The sequence below is a fragment of the Hymenobacter sp. genome (assembly GCF_031398885.1).
In the GTDB taxonomy this organism is placed as follows: Bacteria; Bacteroidota; Bacteroidia; order Cytophagales; family Hymenobacteraceae; genus Hymenobacter.
The window spans coordinates 1-17,994 of sequence record NZ_JANNOD010000035.1; the positions used below are offsets into that span (position 1 = coordinate 1).

The 17,994-nt window shown below is 59.9% G+C and carries 13 protein-coding genes; 7 read left to right on the forward strand and 6 right to left on the reverse strand.

The genetic code is table 11. The features are described 5' to 3' along the window. Positions 1 to 124: 124 nt before the first annotated feature. From RMO51_RS05835 to RMO51_RS05850, 4 genes are all read left to right on the forward strand, one after another. A complete protein-coding gene (locus tag RMO51_RS05835; RefSeq protein ID WP_310392872.1) occupies positions 125 to 2,533 on the forward strand; it encodes a 3-hydroxyacyl-CoA dehydrogenase NAD-binding domain-containing protein in 2,409 nt (802 codons plus the stop codon). Between the two features lie 99 nt (positions 2,534 to 2,632). Continuing rightward, complete coding sequence (locus tag RMO51_RS05840; RefSeq protein ID WP_310392874.1) at positions 2,633 to 2,995, forward strand: four helix bundle protein; 363 nt, start codon at positions 2,633 to 2,635, stop codon at positions 2,993 to 2,995. Between the two features lie 34 nt (positions 2,996 to 3,029). Then, the gene (locus RMO51_RS05845) at positions 3,030 to 4,214 is read left to right on the forward strand and encodes an acetyl-CoA C-acyltransferase (RefSeq protein ID WP_310392876.1); all 1,185 of its coding nucleotides are present in this window, start codon (positions 3,030 to 3,032) and stop codon (positions 4,212 to 4,214) included. Between the two features lie 303 nt (positions 4,215 to 4,517). Then, on the forward strand, positions 4,518 to 6,308 hold the full coding sequence (locus tag RMO51_RS05850; protein ID WP_310392878.1) for an acyl-CoA dehydrogenase family protein: 1,791 nt from the start codon (positions 4,518 to 4,520) through the stop codon (positions 6,306 to 6,308). A gap of 278 nt (positions 6,309 to 6,586) precedes the next feature. Here the strand turns inward: RMO51_RS05850 and RMO51_RS05855 are convergent, their stop codons facing one another. The 6 genes from RMO51_RS05855 to mutY all read right to left on the reverse strand — a co-directional run bounded on the left by RMO51_RS05855 (position 6,587) and on the right by mutY (position 14,223). Next, positions 6,587 to 7,534, reverse strand: a complete 948-nt coding sequence (locus tag RMO51_RS05855; RefSeq protein ID WP_310392879.1) for a serine aminopeptidase domain-containing protein — start codon at positions 7,532 to 7,534, stop codon at positions 6,587 to 6,589. Positions 7,535 to 7,537: 3 nt separating this feature from the next. Continuing rightward, entirely contained in the window at positions 7,538 to 8,992 is a 1,455-nt protein-coding gene (locus RMO51_RS05860; RefSeq protein ID WP_310392881.1) for a hypothetical protein, read from the reverse strand. Positions 8,993 to 9,653: 661 nt separating this feature from the next. Next, on the reverse strand, positions 9,654 to 11,753 hold the full coding sequence (gene recG / locus RMO51_RS05865; RefSeq protein WP_310392882.1) for an ATP-dependent DNA helicase RecG: 2,100 nt from the start codon (positions 11,751 to 11,753) through the stop codon (positions 9,654 to 9,656). Between the two features lie 78 nt (positions 11,754 to 11,831). Further along, a complete protein-coding gene (gene gldD, locus RMO51_RS05870; protein ID WP_310392884.1) occupies positions 11,832 to 12,422 on the reverse strand; it encodes a gliding motility lipoprotein GldD in 591 nt (196 codons plus the stop codon). A 143-nt stretch (positions 12,423 to 12,565) separates the two neighbouring features. After that, entirely contained in the window at positions 12,566 to 13,000 is a 435-nt protein-coding gene (locus RMO51_RS05875) for a single-stranded DNA-binding protein (protein WP_310392886.1), read from the reverse strand. A gap of 140 nt (positions 13,001 to 13,140) precedes the next feature. Continuing rightward, complete coding sequence (mutY, locus tag RMO51_RS05880) at positions 13,141 to 14,223, reverse strand: A/G-specific adenine glycosylase (protein ID WP_310392888.1); 1,083 nt, start codon at positions 14,221 to 14,223, stop codon at positions 13,141 to 13,143. 189 nt (positions 14,224 to 14,412) lie between these two features. On the opposite strand from mutY, the gene RMO51_RS05885 reads away from it, so the two are divergent. The 3 genes from RMO51_RS05885 (at position 14,413) to RMO51_RS05895 (ending at position 17,845) form a co-directional block, all read left to right on the forward strand. After that, positions 14,413 to 14,721, forward strand: coding sequence for an HU family DNA-binding protein (locus RMO51_RS05885; RefSeq protein WP_046244842.1), 309 nt, complete (start codon positions 14,413 to 14,415; stop codon positions 14,719 to 14,721). Positions 14,722 to 14,864: 143 nt separating this feature from the next. Next, positions 14,865 to 15,827: a tetratricopeptide repeat protein gene (locus RMO51_RS05890; protein WP_310392891.1), complete on the forward strand. Its 963-nt coding sequence runs from the start codon at positions 14,865 to 14,867 to the stop codon at positions 15,825 to 15,827. A gap of 413 nt (positions 15,828 to 16,240) precedes the next feature. Beyond that, the gene (locus RMO51_RS05895) at positions 16,241 to 17,845 is read left to right on the forward strand and encodes an Rne/Rng family ribonuclease (RefSeq protein ID WP_310392893.1); all 1,605 of its coding nucleotides are present in this window, start codon (positions 16,241 to 16,243) and stop codon (positions 17,843 to 17,845) included. Positions 17,846 to 17,994 lie beyond the last annotated feature (149 nt).

A 17,994-nucleotide genomic window follows, 5' to 3' on the forward strand; every position in this document is an offset into this window, starting at 1 on the left:
CGCGCAGTCGAAGCAAATCGCTCGCATAGTTGTACGATTTAATTAACCCAGCACGCGAGATGCATAGACTGCGCGGACGCCAGATGAGCATGACGTTCCTAAATTATACCCACCCACAAAGAGGATGAACCGAACCATCAAAAAAGTAGCCGTGCTGGGCTCCGGCGTCATGGGCTCGCGCATTGCCTGCCACTTCGCCAACATCGGCGTGCAGGTGCTGCTGCTCGACATCGCGCCCAAGGAGCTGCTGCCCGACGAAGAGAAGAAGGGCCTGAAGCTGGACGCGCCAGCCGTGCGCAACCGCCTGGTGAACGCCGCGCTGCAAGCCGCCGTCACCGCCAACCCCTCGCCGCTCTACCGCAAGGCCGACGCCAGCCGCATCAAAACCGGCAACTTCGACGACAACCTCAAGGAAATTGCCGGCTGCGACTGGACGATTGAAGTTGTGGTCGAGCGCCTCGACATCAAAAAGAGCCTGTTCGAGCGCGTGGAGCAGTTTCGCAAGCCGGGCACGCTCATCACCAGCAACACCAGCGGCATCCCGATTCACCTGATGACGGAGGGCCGCTCCGAGGACTTCAAGCGGCATTTCTGCGGCACGCACTTCTTCAACCCGCCGCGCTACCTCAAGCTGCTCGAAATTATCCCGACGCCGGACACGGACGCCGCCATCGTGGATTTCCTGCTGCACTACGGCGACCTGTACCTGGGCAAAACCACGGTGCTGGCCAAGGACACCCCGGCCTTCATCGCCAACCGCGTGGGCGTGTTCGCCATCATGGACGTGCTGCGCATTATGCAGGAGTTGGGCCTGACAGTGGAGGAAGTGGACAAGCTCACCGGCCCGGTGATTGGCCACGCCAAGTCGGCCACCTTTCGCACTTCGGACGTAGTGGGCCTGGACACGCTGATGAACGTGGCCAACGGCTTGGCTCAGGGCCTGCCCAACGACGAGGCCAAAGCCGTGTTCGCACTGCCCGAGTTCCTGAAGAAAATGGGCGAGAACAAATGGCTGGGCGACAAAACCGGCCAGGGCTTCTACAAGAAAGTGAAGGGCGAAGGCGGCAAGTCGGAAATCCAGGCCCTGGACCTCGCCACGCTGGAGTACAAGCCCAGCAGCAAGGTGAAATTCGCCACCCTGGAGCTGACCAAAACCATGGACGCACTGGCGCCGCGCTTCGCCGCGCTGGTGACGGGCAAGGACAAGGCCGGCGAATTCTACCGCAAGAGCTTCGGCAGCCTGTTCGCCTACGTGACCAACCGCGTGCCTGAAATCACCGATGCACTTTACAAGATTGACGACGCCCTGCGCGCCGGTTTCGGCTGGGAAATGGGTCCGTTTGAAACCTGGGACGCCCTGGGCGTGCCCAAAGGCATCGAGCTAATGCAAGCCGAAGGCAAGCAGCCCGCCGCTTGGGTTACGGAAATGCTGGCCGCCGGCCACACCAGGTTCTACAAAGTGAACGCGGCCGGCAGCAAGGAGTACTACGACGCTGAAACGAAGAGCTACCAGCCGATTCGCGGCGTCGAGAATTTTATCATCCTCGACAACCTGCGCACCACCGGCAAGGTGCTGTGGAAGAACGCGGGCGCTTCGGTCATTGACTTGGGCGACGGCATCCTGAACGTGGAATTTCACTCCAAGATGAACTCGCTGGGCACCGATGTCATCCAAGGGTTACTCAAAGGAGTGGAGATGGCCGAAGCCGGCTATCGCGGCCTCGTGATTGGCAACGACGCCCCGGCGTTCTCGGCCGGTGCCAACCTGGGCTTGGTCTACATGCAGGCGCTGGAGCAAGAGTTCGATGAGCTGAACATGATGATTGCGCAGTTCCAGAACGCCATGATGCGGATGCGCTACAGCAGCATTCCGGTGGTGGGCGCCCCGCACGGCCTCGCGCTGGGGGGAGGCTGCGAAATTAACCTGCACTGCGACCGGGTGGTGGCCGCGGCCGAAACCTACATGGGCCTCGTCGAATTCGGCGTGGGCGTTATCCCGGCTGGCGGCGGCACCAAGGAAATGACCCTGCGCACGGCCGCCAAGTACGAAGAAGGCGAGCCCGAATTCAACCTGCTGCGTAACACTTACATGACCATCAGCACGGCCAAGGTTTCGACCTCCGCCGCCGAGGCCTTCGACCTGGGCTTCCTGCGCCGGGGCGACGAAATAGTGGTGAACTCGAACCGCGTCATTGCCGCCGCCAAAGCCGCCGCGCTGGAAATGGCCGATGCCGGCTACACCCAGCCCACGCCGAAAACCAACGTCAAAGTGCACGGCCGCGGTGCGCTGGCCATGTTCAAAACCGGCGTCTACGCCATGCAGCAGGGCAACTACATTTCGACCCACGACCAGCTCATTGCCGACAAGCTGGCCTACGTGATGTGCGGCGGCGACCTGTCGTCGCCCACCGAAGTGAGCGAGCAGTACCTGCTGGACCTGGAGCGCGAGGCCTTCCTGAGCCTCTGCGGCGAGCGCAAGACGCTGGAGCGGATTCAGTCGATTCTGACCACGGGCAAGCCGCTGCGAAACTAAGATGAGACGTGAGACTGTGAGAAGTGGGAGTTAAGATGGCTGCTCCGTCAAAATTTTTCATAGTCACACGTCTCACAATCTCACAGTCTCATAGTCACAATGCAGCATCGATTCAAAGACCTGAAAGTCTGGCAAGCTGCGATGGATATTGCCAGTCTGACTTATGAATGGTGCGCGGACTTTCCTAATGACGAGAAGTTTGGGTTGATTTCGCAAATGCGTCGGGCGGCGGTTTCCATGCCATCAAACATTGCCGAAGGTGCAGGGCGTGAGAGTGAAAAGGATTTTGCCCGCTTTCTTGCAATAGCTAAAGGGTCCTCTTACGAATTAGAAACGCAGTTCATTTTAGCTGCCAAATTCAATTATATTACAGCGGAGCAGCTACAGCTCGTCAGCGACAAGATTGACCAATGGCAACGCATGATGTATGCGTTTCGCAAAACATTACTCATGGACTTATGAGCTAATAGGCTCATGTCTCACATCTCATAATCTCATGTCTCAACAAGCATACATCGTCGCCGGATACCGCACGGCCGTGGGCAAAGCCCCGCGCGGCGTCTTTCGCTTTACCCGGCCCGACGACCTCGCCGCCGCCGTCATCAAGCACCTCGTGGCCCAGGTACCGGCCCTCGACCCCACGCGCATCGACGACGTCATCGTTGGCAACGCCGTGCCCGAGGCCGAGCAGGGCCTGCAGATGGGCCGCCTGATTTCGCTGCTGGCGCTGCCCATCAACGTGCCGGGTCTTATCGTGAACCGCTACTGCGGCTCCGGTGTGGAAACCATCGCCATGGCCGTGGGCAAAATCTCGGCTGGCATGGCCGACTGCATCATCGCGGGCGGTACCGAAAGCATGAGCCTAGTGCCCACCGTGGGCTGGAAAACCGTGCCCAACTACAACCTGGCCACCAAGCACCCGGACTACTATATGGGCATGGGCCTCACCGCCGAAGCCGTGGCCCAAGACTATAAAATCAGCCGCCAGGACCAGGACGAGTTCTCCTATAACTCCCACCAGAAGGCCATCAAAGCTATTCAGGGCGGCAAGTTTGCCAAAAGCATCGTGCCCGTAACCGTGGAAGAAACCTACGTGGACCAGGCCACCAATAAGAAGAAAACCCGCTCCTACGTGGTGGATACCGACGAAGGCCCCCGCGCTGACACCTCGGTGGAAGCCCTGGGCAAGCTGCGCCCCGTGTTCGCCGCCAACGGCTCGGTCACGGCCGGCAACTCCTCCCAAACCTCCGACGGCGCCGCCTTCGTGCTGGTGATGAGCGAGCGCCTGGTGAAGGAGCTGAACCTGGAGCCCATTGCCCGCATGGTAAACTACGCTTCCGAAGGCGTGGACCCGCGCATCATGGGCATGGGCCCCATCAAGGCCGTGCCCAAAGTGCTGAAGCAAGCCGGTCTCAAGCTGGAAGACATCGACCTGATTGAGCTGAACGAAGCCTTTGCTTCGCAAAGCCTCGCCGTGGTACGTGAACTGGGCATCGACCCCGAGAAGCTGAACGTGAACGGCGGCGCCATTGCCCTGGGCCACCCGCTGGGCTGCTCCGGCGCCAAGCTCAGCATCCAGCTGTTCGACGAGCTGCGCGAGCGCGGCAAGAAGTACGGCATGGTCACGGCCTGCGTGGGCGGCGGCCAGGGCGTCGCCGGCATCTACGAGCTGCTGAAGTAACGGCCGTTGCAGCTAACTGAACTGTCATGCTGAGCGCAGCCGAAGCATCTCGCGCGGGGAAGTGACTCAATCGTTCAACGAGACGAGCGAGATGCTTCGGCTGCGCTCAGCATGACGTTCTGATTTAATCAATAAACCCCGTTCAACCGGGATTTCCCCGTTCAACCGGGGTTTTCTTTACGTGAAGTAGTAGGCGTGCCTAACATTTTTTACTATCTTGCAATACTAAACCAGCCGGCTCATTGTTTACTCAAATAGTAGGCGTGCCTAACACTTCTAAACTCAAACCCCACACCAACCGTCATGGAAGTATCGCAAAAACCGACCCTCAAAGGCGGTGAGTTCATCATCAAGCCGACCGACGCGCAGGACGTGTTCACGCCCGCCGACTTTACCGAGGAGCAGAACTACATGCACCAGACCTGCCTCGATTTCGTGGCCGCCGAGGTGCACCCGCTGCTCGAGCGCCTCGATAACCACGAGGAGGGCCTCATGCGCGGCCTGATGGAGAAGGCGGGCCAACTGGGCCTGTTTGGGGTAAGCATCCCGGAACAGTACGGCGGGCTGGACATGGACTTCACCACGGCCCTGCGGGTGACCGAGGGCGTGGGCGGCGGCCACTCGTTTCCGGTGGCGTTTGCCGCTCACACGGGAATCGCCATGCTGCCCATTCTGTACTTCGGCAACGACGAGCAGAAGGCCAAGTACTTGCCCGGCCTCACCGACGGCAGCCTGATGGGCTCTTACTGCCTCACCGAGCCCGGCTCCGGCTCCGACGCGCTGAGCGCCAAAACCAAGGCCATGCCCACCGCCGACGGCAGCAGCTACGTGCTCAACGGCCAGAAAATGTGGATTACCAACGGCGGCTTTGCCGACGTGTTCATCGTGTTTGCCCAGGTTGACGGCGACAAGTTCACCGGCTTCATCGTGGACCGCGACACGCCCGGCCTGAGCCTCGGCAACGAGGAGCACAAGATGGGCATCAAGGGCAGCAGCACCCGGCAGGTATTCTTGTCCGACTGCACTGTGCCGAAGGAGAACGTGCTGGGCGAGATTGGCAAGGGCCACCTCATTGCCTTCAACGTGCTGAACATCGGCCGCATCAAGCTGGCCGCTGCCTGCCTGGGCGCCGCCAAAATGGCCGCCACGCTCAGCGTGAAGTACGCCAACGAGCGGGTGCAGTTCAAGATGCCCATTGCCAAGTTTGGCGCCATCCGCTACAAGGTAGCGCAGCAGGCCATCCGCCTCTACGCCGTTGAATCGGCTATTTACCGCGCCGGTTCCGACATCTACCGCATGGAGCAGCAGCTGCTGGCCGAAGGCAAGGGCGCCAACGAGGCCCTGCTGGGCGCCGCCCGCGAGTTCGCCGTGGAGTGCGCCATTCTGAAAGTGGAAGGCTCGGAAGTGCTGGATTACGTGGTGGACGAGGGCGTGCAGATTTACGGCGGCTACGGCTTCTCGGCCGACTACCCGATGGACCGAGCCTACCGCGACTCGCGCATCAACCGCATCTTTGAAGGCACCAACGAAATCAACCGCTTGCTGGCGGTTGACATGATTCTGAAGAAGGGCCTGAAGGGCGAAATTGACCTGATGGGCCCGGCCATGGCCGTGCAGCAGGAGCTGCTGAGCATGCCCAGCCTGAGCCAGGAAGAAGAAACCGGCCTGTTCAGCAAGGAGTTCAAGACCATTGCCAACCTGAAGAAAGCCATTCTGATGGTGGCCGGCACGGCCGTGCAGAAGTACGCCGCCACGCTCGCCAAGGAGCAGGAGCTGCTGATGAACATCGCCGACATGGCCATCAAGGTGTACGTGGCCGAGAGCACGCTGCTGCGCGTGGAGAAAGAAGCCGCCACCAAGGGCGCCGAAGCCCTGGCCGTGCAAGCCGACATCGCCCGCGTCTACCTCACCGACACCGTGGACTCGGTGGAGAAAGCCGGCAAGGACGCCATCGGCAGCATGACCGAGGGCGACGAGCAGCGCCTGCTCACCATGGGCCTGAAGCGCTTCACCAAAACCGAGCTGCTGAACGTGCGCGACGCCCGCCGCCGCGTGGCCGCCGTGGTGATTGAAGCCAACGAGTACAGCTTCTAGGTTTTCCGAATCAAGGTAAAAAGGCCGCTCCTGATTTCAGGAGCGGCCTTTTTGCTTTGGGGCTTAGGAAGCAAACCACTCGGTCAACCAGCTAATTATTGATTGCAAATGGCTGAAATTCAATCATTAAAATCTCTTAAAGAGAGTGCTTTACATGGCACAAATGAACTGAAAACTGATTTGCATATAAGTGCATGTATTTGAGTCAATTATGACCTCAAAAGGCATTTTTGCTTCCTAAGCCCCTTGCTTTTTACCGTTCACTGCCATTGCGGCGGTTATTTGAGGAATCCCGCGACGGCGGCAGCCCATCGGGCGGGGTCTTTGCGGACGTAGCTTTCGTGCTGGGCGTCGGGGTACAGCACCAGCCGCTTGGGGCCGCGGAGAGCAGCGAAAATGGCGTCGGTTTCTTGGCGGGTTACGCGCGGGTCCCGCTCGCCCCACTGCAATAGAGTGGGCGTACGCACGCGGCGGGCGTAGGCCACGGCATCAAAATCAAAGCCCCAGAAGCCATTTTGCAAACTGCCGGTGAAGACGATGAGGTGCGCCAGCGGCTCTTCCGGCGCGTGCAAAGTGCGCAACCGGCCCCGGGAGGCATCCAGAATGGTGCCGAACGGACACTCCAGAATCAGGCCGTTGGGCTGCATACCGTTGGGGAATTGGCTCATGGCGCGCAGCACGGCTACGGCCCCCATGCTTACGCCGAAGAGGTAGACTTTCTGGTTCACATTCTGTTTGAATGCCCAGTCGTAGGCTGCCTTCACGTCCTGGCCCTCATCGTAGCCAACGGACGTGAAATTACCTTCTGAGGCGCCCGAGCCGCGGAAATCTACTTGTAAAGTGCTAAACCCCAGGCGACGAAAGCCTTTGGCTTCGGGGCTCAGGCCGGCCCGCTCGCCGCGATAGCCGTGGAACAGGACCACCGTGCCGCGGGGCTCTGCCACGGGTACGTACCACGCCGCCAAGTGGGTGCCGTCGGCGGCCGTGAAGGCCACGTCCTGATACGCGGTATCGGGGGCGGGGCCATCTATGGGGCGAGCATTGGGCAGGCCCAGCAGCGCGTACTTGGCGATGGTCAGGCCGGAAGGAGGGCCGGTGGGCAGCACCAAACCGGTGTCGAAATGCGTGAAGCGGTAGGATTGGTTGAACAGCACAAAGCTGAACAGCGCCAGCACGCCGACTGTAGTCCAGGCGGCCCGGCCCATCCAGTTGCGCTTGCTTCTCATGGGTTACTTAACCAATATTTTCTCCAATTGCAGCGCCGCCGACTTCTTGCTCGGCCGGCTCACGCCCACAATGGTCTTTTCGCCCAGCCACACGGTAAAGTCTTTTACGTAAGCTAGTTGCTTGTCATCCGCGACGTTCAGCTTCAAACGCTCGGGAGGGCTAACCACCCCGGTTTGGGCATTGATGCTGCGTAGGTAGAGGTCGGATTTTTTGTTGAGGTTTTCCAGCGTGAGCAGCTGCACCGTGTTGCCAAAGGCCGCCGCCCGGAAGCCGATTCCCGTGTAGGCATCCACGGCCGGGGCCACTTGGTTTTTGGCCACAATGCTGTGCCAGGTGGGCTGGCCGTACTCATTGTAGCCGAACACGTGCAGTTCGCGGGCGTGCACCGGGGCCTCGCTGCCGCCGTCTTCGAAATGCTTTTCGGCCACCACCACCAGCTGCTTTTCCGCCGTAAGCACCAGCTCGCCCAGATACACGTCATCCAGCCGCTTCACGTCGAGCCCGCTGGCCTTGCCTACTTCGGCCAAATACGCAGGAGTGAAGCGGAATTCCGGCGAAAACTTCATGTCGCCGGTGCCGTTGAAATCATACTTCACCACCTTCAGGCTGTAGTACTCGCCGGTGGCGTAGTCGGCGCACAGCGCGGCGGCGTACAGGCTGCCATCGTTCAACACCGTAAATTTGGCGTCGCGAATGGTGACGGCCCTGCCGCCAAACGTGCCGCCCACGGGCACGCCGAGCACCTTTATTTCGGGGGATTTGTCGGCGGGGTAGCGGCGCACGGTTAGTTTTTTCATGCCGTCGCTAATCAGCGTTACGTACTGCGTGCCGTCGTTGGCCACGTGCGCGGCCGGCGAGAAAAAGTCGCCCAGGTCGCGAAAATCATAGGTTTTCTCCTGCAGCTGAACTAGGTTTTGGTCAAATAACGTGGCCGCGATGCTCTTGACCTGCTGCCCGCGGGTGAGGTAGCGAAAAGCCAGCAGCCGCGTGCCGTCGGGCGAGATGGACACGCCCGGCCGGCGGTCGCGGGGCGGGGCGGCCATCACTACTTTCCCCGCACTCCGCTGGCCACTTTGCAGGTTCACGGATACCGCAGCCAGGTTTTGGCCGTTTTCGTCCTTGTGGTGCAGCACCACCAGCGCCTGCTGCGGGCCGCGCCCGAAAGCTTCCAGGGTTTCGCCAGGCGCCACCGGAATGGGGGTGCTCCACTGCTTTTTGAGGTCGGCGTCGTAGCGCTCCACGGCGTAGCCACCGGCGCTTTGGTGGGCCAGGATGACGAAGCCCGAGCCGTCGGCCAGCGGGAGGGTTTTGCGCGGCACCCGCATGTCGTAGCGGTCGGCGCCCTGTTCGGGCAAGTAGCTGAACGGGGCCGACTTTACCTTTTGAGCCGCCACCGGCGCGGGGGTGGTCCCCAGAGCGGCCGCCATCAATCCAATCACCAATGCGCGACGTACCATAAAACTTGGGGGTAGCTGAAACATAATCCGAATGGGTTTAGCCCTTGGAACGCTCAAAAGTACCCATTGTAAGTCACCGGTTGACCAACGGGGAGGACCCTTGGGTAAGCAGCAGTTACCCGGCTAACAAAAACGTCTCCCAACCATAACACTCCCTTTGTCACTTTCGTACAGGGCGCACGTTTACTTCGTGTCATCCAAAAAGGCCCAATTTGGGGCTCCGTGCACGTCTTGGTCTTTTGCTTATTAAACCCGGTATGCACCCAGTTAGTCGCGTTTTCTTATTGGTTGAACGGATTCCATAAACACCCCCTAACCACTCTCGTATCAGCCCCGTCGTACATTTGCACCCGCAACGATTGATTATATTATGAAGTCGCTACTTAAATTTACGCTTTTATTGGCCCTTATAGTGGGTGGTAGACTTGCCAAGCAGCCTGTTCCGGCCGTCACGGCGCAAACAGTGGAAAGCAGCGTTGCCCCGGACACCTCGGTTGTGCTGGTGCACCAAGTGCTGACTTCGGAGCCCGTGAAACCGACTCAGGAGCCGGTTCAGCCGCAGCATAGTGGCAGCGGACTCCTCGCTGAGATGTTTTAACTGGAAAGTTTAAACGGCTTCCCAGAAGCCGTTTTTTTTTGCCGTTTCTCGACTCTTGCCAGGTCAGCTAATCCGGCTCCAGTTCAGGGCCGTGGCCGGCAAGCTCTCGATGTGGCGCCGGATGTTGCCGTTGTCGGGGTGAAGCAGGTCGGGGTCTTCGGTCAGCAGCGTCTGGGCCGCGGCGCGGCTCTCGCTCAGGATACGGCCATCCTTGGCAAGGTCGGCGATGAGCAGGTCGAGAACCCCGCTTTGCTGGGTGCCCATGAGGTCGCCGGGGCCGCGCAGCTTCAGGTCGATGTCGGCAATTTCGAAGCCGTTGTTGGTGCGCACCATGGTTTCGAGGCGGGTGCGGGCGTCGGTGCTCAGCTTGAAGCCCGTCATCAGAATGCAGTAGCTCTGGTCGGCCCCGCGGCCCACGCGCCCGCGCAACTGGTGCAGCTGCGAAAGTCCGAACCGTTCGGCGCTCTCAATGACCATCACCGAGGCATTGGGTACGTTCACGCCCACCTCGATGACGGTGGTGGCCACCATAATCTGGGTTTCGCGCTTGATGAAGCGCTGCATCTCGTAGTCTTTTTCGTCAGCCTTCATGCGCCCGTGCACGATGCTGATTTGAAACTCCGGGAAAGCCCTGCTCACGCTTTCGTACCCGTCGGTCAGGTCCTTGTAGTCCATCGTTTCCGACTCCTCAATCAGCGGGTACACGATGTAAACTTGCCGCCCCAGCTTTACCTGGTCGCGAATGAACTCGAACACTTTCAGGCGGTTGGCGTCATAGCGGTGCACGGTCACGATGGGCTTGCGGCCGGCGGGCAGCTCGTCAATCACGCTCACGTCGAGGTCGCCGTACAGCGTCATGGCCAGCGTCCGCGGGATGGGCGTGGCCGTCATCACCAGCACGTGGGGGATGACGTGCGGGTTTTTCTGCCACAGCTTAGAGCGTTGCGCCACCCCGAAACGGTGCTGTTCGTCCATAATCGTCAAGCCCAGATTGCGGAACTGCACCACGTCTTCGAGCAGGGCGTGGGTGCCCACCAGCATGTGCATGGTGCCGTTGCGCAGCGCCTCGTGCAGCACGCGCCGGTCGGCGGTGCGGGTGCTGCCCGTGAGCTTGCCAATGTGAATGCCCAGCGCGTCGGCGTATACCTTCAGCCCAGTGTAGTGCTGGTCGGCCAGGATTTCGGTGGGCGCCATGATGCAGCTTTGCGCGCCGTTGTCGGCCGCCATGAGCATGGCGATGAAGGCCACGATGGTTTTGCCCGAGCCCACGTCGCCCTGCAGCAGCCGGTTCATCTGCTGCCCGGAGCAAAAATCCTTGTAGATGTCGTGAATGACGCGCTTTTGCGCCCCGGTCAGGTCGAACGAAAGGTGGTTTTTGTAGAAGTCTACCAGCGTCGGCACCTGATTAAAAATCTGCCCCGCCAGCGTCACCTTGCGCTGGTCGCGCTGCCGCAGCAGCTTGAGCTGGATGTAGAATAGCTCTTCAAATTTGAGCCGGAACTGGGCCGCCGCCAGCAGCTCCGGGCTCTGCGGAAAATGAATTTGCTGCATGGCCTGGGCCTTGCTCATCAGCGCGTACCGTTCTGTCAGGGCCGGCGACAACGACTCCACCACGTGCGACTGGGCCAGCTTCAGCAGCTCGGCTACCATGCGCATGATGGCCTTGCTGTCGATGCGGTGGTAGTTTTTGAGCTTCTCCGAAGTGTTGTACACCGGTTGCAAAAAGCTCTGGCCCGGCTTGGCTTCGCTCACTTCCTCCAGCTCCGGGTGGGCCATCTGGGGCCGGCCGTTGAACATGGTCGGCTTGCCAAAAACGATGTATTCCTGGTTGTTCTTGGTGTACTGCTGGACCCATTTTATACCCTTGAACCACACCAGTTCCAGCTCGCCGGTGCCGTCGCCCACTTTGGCGGTCAGCCGCTGCTTGGGCCCTTCGCCTAACAATTCCTTGCCGCGCAACATGCCCTTGACCTGCACGTAGGGCAGGTCGTCGTGCAAGTCCGCCACGTTGTACACCTGCGTCCGGTCGAGGTAGCGGAACGGGTAGCGCTGAATCAGGTCGCCGTAGGTAAACAAGCCCAATTCCTTGCCCAGCACCTGCGCCCGCTGGGTGCTGCCCACCGTGCGCAAAAACTCCAGCCGGGTATTGAAAAAGTTACTCATCCTTTGAGAATGAGGAATGAAGAATGAGGAATGAGGAATTATCCAAACGACAACTCCTCATTCCTCATTCCTCATTCCTCATCGATATTTAAGCGTATTCAGCATTCGCTCCATGTCGGTTTTTACGTACTCAATCACGGGGGCCAGCGAGTCGTTGGCGGTGGCCGTTTGGAAGTACAGCGCCCCGCGCAAGAAGTGCTTGGTGCTATCGGTGGTGTAGAACTGGAACTGGCTCGGCACTTCGCCCTGCAGCTCAAATACCGAGGCCCGCAGGCCGCTAGGCGTCCTCAGAATCCGCTCATCAATGGCCGTGGCCTTGATTTCGTGCTTGCCGGTGAGCTTGCGGGCGTCCTCCATCATCTTGTTGTAGAGGCGCCGGTCGCGCTGCACGTCCATGTAAGTAATCTGCACGTTGGCGTGCAGGCGCGGGTAGTACACGTTCAACCAGTGGGGTTGGGCCAGGTAGGAGGAGTCGCGCTTAATCACCGCTTCTCTGGAGTATTCGAACGAATACGGGTGGCCGCCCCCCAGCACCTGGTAGCGGTGCGGCGGCAAGTCAATGCGGTTGTAGCCCTTGGGTTTGGGCGTGAAATCTGGCGCCGACGAGCAGCCCGCCAGCAGCGCCAGGGCCGTTATCGCAACAGTAAGATTTTTTAGTAAGGCTACCACGTAGTTTGTGCTGCTTGTGAAGTTGCTGCCACGGAGCAGCCCACGGCCAGCCTCCCAAAGGTAACCGCCAGCCCGCGCCGAGGGCAACGAAAAAAGCCCCGGCTTGGTGCCGGGGCCTAATTCTCAAGGTCGCCGGCCAGCGGCTAAAACGGCAATTGGTCCAGTTCCGGCTCCTGGCGGAAGCTTTGCTGGGGCTCGGCCACGGCGTGGCCGTTTGCATCAGCAACCGCAATACCGGTGCCTTGCGGACGGCCGCCCAGCATCGAAATCTCATCGGCGATGATTTCCGTGATGTAGCGCGTCTGCTGGTCCTTATCCTGGTACTGGCGGGTGCGCAGCTTGCCCTCGATGTACACCTGCTGGCCTTTTTTAAGAAATTTATCCGCCATGTCGGCTAGCCCGCGCCACGCCGAAATGTTGTGCCACTCGGTGCGTTCCACGCGGGTGCCCTGCTTGTCCTTGTAATATTCATTGGTAGCCAAGGTGAAATGAGCCACGCTCACGCCGCCTTCCAAATGGCGCACTTCGGGGTCTTTACCCAGGTTGCCTACCAAAATTACTTTGTTTACTCCGGCCATATTAATGCACGTTAGGAAATACAAAAATGAAAAGGCCACCCGGCCCTTTCTGCTTCAAAGATAGAAAATTAACTTCGCATATTCTAGCGTGTTGCTAATTAAATAAGCAGCAATAGCTAATATAAATGGGAGGTGTGTGCTCAGCCGTTCTGGCTGCAGTAATTAGCAATCAGTTGAGGCTTGGGCAAGGCCTCAATCTCGGCGGCCGAATATGCCCGCAGTCCCAGGTCGCGCAGCGTGGTTTCGGGCAGCGGCCGGGCCAAGGCCAACGGGTGAAACCGCGCCTCCAACTTCTGGTGGCTCAGCACGTGGCGGTAGGCAGCGGTGGGCTCGGCGGCCTGGCTGGTATCGAGGGCTGCGCCCAGGGCATCGAGGTGGCGCATCAACTCGGCCGGAGACAACTCGGGCACGGTGGTTTCGGCTAGTGCAAAGTCGTAGAGGCCCTGCCAGATGTCCTTTTCCCGGCGCTCGCGCAGGTACGTCTGCTCGCCATGCCGCAACACGAAGTAGTGAAAGTAGCGCGTGCGCGACGCCTTGGCCTTGCTCTTCACGGGCAGCAAGGCCACTTGCCCGTGCTGAAAAGCCCAGCAGGAGGCTTGCAGGGGGCAAAACAGGCAGTCGGGCTTGGCCGGCGTGCACTGAATGGCCCCAAACTCCATAATGGCCTGGTTGAAATCGGCCGGCGCCGTGGCCGGGATGTGCTGGTCGGCCAGCGCCTGGAACTCCTTGCGCGAACTGGGCGCGGCGATGTCCGAATGCAGCCCGAAAACGCGGGCCAGCACGCGGTACACGTTGCCGTCGAGCACCGCCACGGCTTCGTCAAAAGCAAAGGAGGCAATGGCCGCCGCCGTGTACGGGCCCACGCCGCGCAGTTGGAGCAGGCCCGCGTAGGTGCCGGGGAACTGGCCGCCGTGCTCGGCCACCACCTGCTGGGCGGTGTGGTGCATGTTGCGGGCCCGGGAATAGTAGCCCAGGCCCTGCCAGTAGCGGAGCACTTCGGCTTCGGGCGCGGCGGCCAGCGCCTGCACGGTGGGGTAGGCGGCCAGGAACGTTGCGTAGTAGGGAAGGCCCTGCGCCACGCGGGTTTGCTGCAGGATGACCTCCGACAGCCAGATGGCGTACGGGTCGCGGGTGTGGCGCCAGGGCAGGTCGCGGTGGTGGCGCGGGTACCAGGCCAGGAGCACGGCGGCCAGGAAGGAAGGCCGGGGGGTAAGGTTTGCCAAAATTGTGAATGCGAATAATTTGAGCCCCGGCGCTGTTTCAAAAGGGCGGTTGGTAAAACGGAAAAAGGGGGCTACCTTTGTGGCCCGAATTCAGGGGCGAACCGCCTACCGGGCAAGGGCTTACGCTGGAATTCGGGTATTTTTTGCCTAAAAACGTAATTTTTTTAACCACCTAAGTACCACACCAACGTGACTAAAGCTGAGGTAATCGCCGAAATCTCCACGAAGACCGGCATCGAGAAAGCTGACGTATTGATGACTGTTGAGGCTTTTTTCAAAGTCGTAAAAGATTCAATGACGGAAGGCAACAACATTTACGTGCGCGGCTTCGGCTCGTTCGTAAACAAGAAGCGCGCCCGGAAAGTAGCCCGCAACATCTCGAAAAACACGTCGCTCATCATCGAAGAGCACTACATCCCGAGCTTTAAGCCGTCGAAGACCTTCGTGGCAAAAATCAAGAACAGCAAGAAAGTGAAAGCCGTTGCGGCCAAAGCGTAATTATTAGTGGTTGGTTTCTCTTTGTTAGTTTCTGGTTAACGAACAAGAAATTAGCAACAAGTAACCAGCAACCAGGATTTGCCGGCCGCGCCGCCGGTGCCTTTTCCGCAAGGAAAAGCCCGGCGGCCGGCTTTTTTCACCCCATGGCCACTACCCGACCCGCCACTCACCAATTGGTTGTCCTCGCCGCCGCTCTTGCGCTGGTCGGGGGCTTATTTGTGTTGCCCAAGGGCATCGTGAAGCCAAAAGAAGGAAAGGCGGAACTGAGCAGTGATGCCGCCAAAACGGCCAATCGGGACGGCGGCGGCTCCGCCACCAACGGCTCCAAAACCGCAGCTTCCTCGGGCCCGGTGCCGGCCACGGCCAGCGACAACGGCGGCGCGCACTCCGACGACGACGGGCACGACCACGGCACCACAGCCACGGCCGCCGCGCCGCACACCTCCGCTACGTCGGCCCAGCGCCAGGAGCTGACCGGCTTGCTGGCGCAGTACCAAGCCGCCCCCGATGCCGCGGCCCGCGCCACGGTGGCCACCACTCTGGCCCGCCGCTACGATGCCGTGGAACGGTTCGACAGCGCCGGGTACTACCTGGAGCAAGTGGCCCTGGCCCGCCCCAGCGCCTCGAACTGGCAGCGGGCCGCCGACGCTTATTTTCAGGCGTTTAGCTTTGCGGCTTCCGACGAGCGGATAAAGCTGCTGGGTGGCAAGGCGCGGGAGCTGTACGGCAAGGTGCTGAAAACCGAGCCCGGCAACCTCGACGCCAAAACCAACCTCGGCATGGCCTTCATGGCCTCCGAAGACCCGGTGCAGGGCGTCACGCTGCTGCGCGAAGTGCTGGCCGTGGACCCCCGCAACGAGAAGGCCCTCTACAACATGGGCATTCTGGCGGTGCAAAGCAACCAGTTCGACAAGGCCGTTATTCGTTTTCAGGACCTGGTGAAAGTCAACCCTAAGAACGTGAACGGGCAGTTTTACCTTGGCGTAACCCTGGCCCGCACCGGCGCCAAGGAAGAAGCCAAAAAGGCGTTTCTCGCCGCCAAAAGCCTCAGCGCCGACCCGGCCCTGGCCGCTTCGGTGGACGAGGAGATTGCCAAATTGAAGTAGTTGTCAGTTGTTCGTTGTCAGTTGTCATTATCTGACGACAGCCCAACGAATCTAACAACTGACAACCAACAACTGACAACTAAAACATCACCAACTTAACCCCCCAGCATCATGCCCTGCGGTAAAAAAAGAAAGCGTCATAAAATTGCCACCCACAAGCGCAAGAAGCGCCTGCGCAAGAACCGCCACAAGAAGAAGTAAGCCTCACGGGGCATAGCGGCGGCCGGCAGTTTTCCTGACGGGAAGGGAGCCCGCCGCCTATCTCTCACGTAGCCTGCTGCAGTATGGCTGACTGGGTGCTTTTCCGTGGCTCGCGAGGGAAGCCAGAGCCATCGGTTCTGGCTTCCCTTTGCCGGTTTCGGGCTAGTGCCTTGGCTGCATCATGAGCGGGTTACCTTAACTATACCAAGGCTTTGAGTAATGAATTAGTGATTAATTCTACTCAGGAAGGCGAGCGGATTGCGTTGTTGCAGGACAAGCGGTTGATTGAATATCATTTCGACCGCAACGACACCAATTACTCAGTGGGCGACATCTTCCTGGGCACCGTGAAAAAGGTGATGCCCGGCCTGAATGCGGCGTTCGTAGACATTGGCTACGAAAAAGACGCTTTTTTGCACTACGGCGACCTCGGCGAGCAGTACAACTCCCTCACCAAGTGGGCGCGGGGGGTTCAAAACGGCCGGGCCAGTACCGGGCTCGACGATTTCAAGTTCGAACCCGTGCTCGAAAAAGTGGGCAAGGCCGAAGGCGTGTTCAAGAAAGGGCAGCAAATGGTGGTGCAAATCATCAAGGAGCCCATTTCGACCAAAGGGCCCCGGGTGAGCACCGACATTTCGATGGCCGGGCGCTACCTCGTGCTGATGCCGTTCTCGAACACCATCAGCGTGAGTAAGAAGATTGTGAGTAAGGCCGAGCGCGACCGGCTCAAACGCCTCATTGCCAGCATCAAGCCCAATAACTTTGGCGTCATCATCCGCACCGTGGCGGAGGGGCGCGAAGTGGCCGAGCTCGACAAGGACATGCAGGACATGGTGGCCAAGTGGGAGCAACTCTACACCACGCTGCGCACCGCCAAGCCCAACGACAAGGTGCTGGGCGAGCTCGGCCGCACTTCGTCGATGCTGCGCGACATGCTGAACGAGTCGTTCGACAGCATTATGGTCGACGCGCCGGCGATGTACGAGGAGATGCGCGACTACCTGCAGAAAATTGCGCCCGACAAGCTGGGCCTGCTCAAGCTGCACAACTCCAAAATCAAGGTTTTCGAGCAAACCGGCATTGAAAAGCAGCTTAAGACGCTGTTTGGCAAGACCGTGACCGTGCCCGGCGGCGGCTACCTCGTCATCGAGCACACCGAGGCCCTGCACGTCATCGACGTGAACTCGGGCAGCAAGAGCAACCAGGAAAACGACCAGGAAGCCACGGCGCTGATGATTAACCTGCTGGCCGCCAAGGAGGTGGCCCGGCAACTGCGCCTGCGCGACATGGGCGGCATCATCGTCATCGACTTCATCGACATGCGCGCCGCCGAAAGCCGCAAGAAGGTGGAAGACACGGTGCGCGACGTGATGCGGCACGACAAGGCCAAGTTCACGGTGCTGCCCCTCACCAAGTTCGGCCTGATGCAGATAACCCGGCAACGGGTGCGCCCGGCCGAGCTCATCGTGACCGGCGAGCTGTGCCCCACCTGCGGCGGCACGGGCAAGATTTCGGCCTCCATTCAGGTGACCGACGACATCGACAACAGCATCGACGACCTACTGGTGAACCAGAACCAGTCGGGCATCACGCTGTCGGTGCATCCGTTCCTGCACGCCTACTACACCAAAGGGTTGGTATCGCGCCAAATGAAGTGGTACCTCAAATACTACAAATGGGTGAAAGTGGTGAAAGACAGCAGCCTGGGCCTCACCGACTACCGCATCGAAGACGAGCGGGGCGAGGAAATCCAACTGCGTTCTTCCGCCGCCGCCATGAGCCGCCTGCAGGACCGCGAAGTGGACATTGTGGACTGAGAACAGTCGCATTGCTGCTTGCCAGCCAATAAGTGCGGCAGACGCAAAAAATCCCCCCCACCCAAAGAAGGCGGGGCTTTTTTTCGTATTCCGCGGGGAAAAACGGGGCGGGGGGCCCCGAGGCAAGTCCTAAAATTTGATTACGAGGT

Excerpts from the sequence above, each read along its gene's own strand:
- RMO51_RS05850 (WP_310392878.1), top strand. The coding sequence starts at position 4,518 with ATGGAAGTATCGCAAAAACCGACCCTCAAAGGCGGTGAGTTCATCATC.
- RMO51_RS05860 (WP_310392881.1), bottom strand. The coding sequence starts at position 8,992 with ATGGTACGTCGCGCATTGGTGATTGGATTGATGGCGGCCGCTCTGGGG.
- RMO51_RS05890 (WP_310392891.1), top strand. The coding sequence starts at position 14,865 with ATGGCCACTACCCGACCCGCCACTCACCAATTGGTTGTCCTCGCCGCC.
- recG (WP_310392882.1), bottom strand. The coding sequence starts at position 11,753 with ATGAGTAACTTTTTCAATACCCGGCTGGAGTTTTTGCGCACGGTGGGC.
- RMO51_RS05835 (WP_310392872.1), top strand. The coding sequence starts at position 125 with ATGAACCGAACCATCAAAAAAGTAGCCGTGCTGGGCTCCGGCGTCATG.
- RMO51_RS05855 (WP_310392879.1), bottom strand. The coding sequence starts at position 7,534 with ATGAGAAGCAAGCGCAACTGGATGGGCCGGGCCGCCTGGACTACAGTC.
- RMO51_RS05840 (WP_310392874.1), top strand. The coding sequence starts at position 2,633 with ATGCAGCATCGATTCAAAGACCTGAAAGTCTGGCAAGCTGCGATGGAT.
- RMO51_RS05845 (WP_310392876.1), top strand. The coding sequence starts at position 3,030 with ATGTCTCAACAAGCATACATCGTCGCCGGATACCGCACGGCCGTGGGC.
- RMO51_RS05875 (WP_310392886.1), bottom strand. The coding sequence starts at position 13,000 with ATGGCCGGAGTAAACAAAGTAATTTTGGTAGGCAACCTGGGTAAAGAC.